At 33.0% G+C, this 1,453-nt stretch carries 1 protein-coding gene and 1 pseudogene; both read right to left on the reverse strand.

All coding sequences use genetic code 11. The features are described 5' to 3' along the window. A pseudogene (locus KI356_RS24225) lies at window positions 1–241 on the reverse strand (phosphatase PAP2 family protein); the annotation flags it as partial. A gap of 9 nt (window positions 242–250) precedes the next feature. Beyond that, entirely contained in the window at window positions 251–1,360 is a 1,110-nt protein-coding gene (locus KI356_RS24230) for an alpha/beta hydrolase (RefSeq protein ID WP_212936692.1), read from the reverse strand. Window positions 1,361–1,453 lie beyond the last annotated feature (93 nt).

Genomic DNA, 1,453 nt, shown 5'->3' on the forward strand with positions numbered 1-1,453 from the left:
CTCCATAGCCAATTCCAGATAGATAATACCCTCTTGAACCTTTATTCTTTCTAGTTTTAAATAAATACATACTAGAAAATAAGGCAATAAGCATCGCTGGAATTTCTCCTATAGCTTGTAAAAAAAGAGCAATCTTATTAGTTGGTTCATATAGACTATTGGATATTTGTAAGTCTGTAAATGCAAAGATACATAGTAAAATAGCGAAGCTGGAAATTAATATCCCTTTTTTATTTTTCATCATTTCCCCCTACTTTCCACTATGTTTTAATATAAAATTCCCCATTTCAATTGCTAAGTCTTCACTTTGAGGATAGACACCTACGTTATCTCCATAAGCGTGCCCCAATCCTCGATAAAGAACTGTTTCAGTATCAACTCCTTTTTTAGTTAATTTAGCTGCATACGCTAAACATTCTATCGTTAAAAAATCATGCTCTCCTACCGTAATAAATGTACTTGGATAGTCTGGAGATACATCAACATATGGACTTAAATACTTAGAATTAATTTCTTTCGTACCAAGTACTTCTGACATACCTCCAGCCATTGAATGCATAATAGTAAGCATTTTTTCTAATCCTTTTTTATACTTAGGAGCAATTTCATATTTATCTATACTCCATGAATAAAATTCATCTTCATAATCACACATATTAATTGTAGGATACAGAAGCAACTGTCCCTTCACATACTTCCTACCATCTTCCATATCTTTAGTTGTACAATACTGTGTTAAGTTCCCTCCTGCACTATCACCTGCCACAAAGATATTATTCTTATCCCCGCCTAATGTGTCGGCATTCTCATAAATCCACTTTAAAGTAGTGTAACAATCTGTATGCCCAGTTGGAAAAGGATTTTCCGGAGCTAATCGATAATCCACAGAAACGGCTAGTATATCTGTTTTCTCTACTATCAATTTCACAAGTTCTTCTACTACATCTGGTGATCCTGCCATAAATCCGCCACCATGAATAAAGTATAAAACTGGCGCATTCTCCTGTTTAGAAATACTGTTATAAATTCTTATCGGAATATCATATCCATCTTCTGCTTGAACAGTTTTATGCATAATATTAATGTCTTTAGTGACAATTGGAACACTTTTAATACCATTAAATTGTTTTCGCATATTCTTTACTGATTTTTCAGAAGCATCCATTTTCATCATATTTTTAGGCATAAACCTCATTACATTCATTTGAACCTTTGTGTCCTTATAAAGACGTGGATCCATAGCCCCTTTTTCATCACAATCTGGTATGTTTTTTACTAGGACTTTTGCCCCCTGTACGTTGATAGTTTCTTGTTTTTCTTGAATTTTCTCTAAAAGGTTTAAGTCATATTTTCTAGTCATCCAGTATTCATCCTCTCTTTTTTAAGCGCTTTCATTTATTTGGATTATATAAATCCCCTTTGAATCTTACTTCATCTTCTATCACTAAATTAA

This window comes from Bacillus hominis, assembly GCF_018332515.1.
Lineage (GTDB): Bacteria > Bacillota > Bacilli > Bacillales > Bacillaceae_G > Bacillus_A > Bacillus_A hominis.

Bases quoted from the DNA above. Each gene is read 5' to 3' on its own strand.
- KI356_RS24230 (WP_212936692.1), bottom strand. From the start codon at position 1,360: ATGACTAGAAAATATGACTTAAACCTTTTAGAGAAAATTCAAGAAAAA.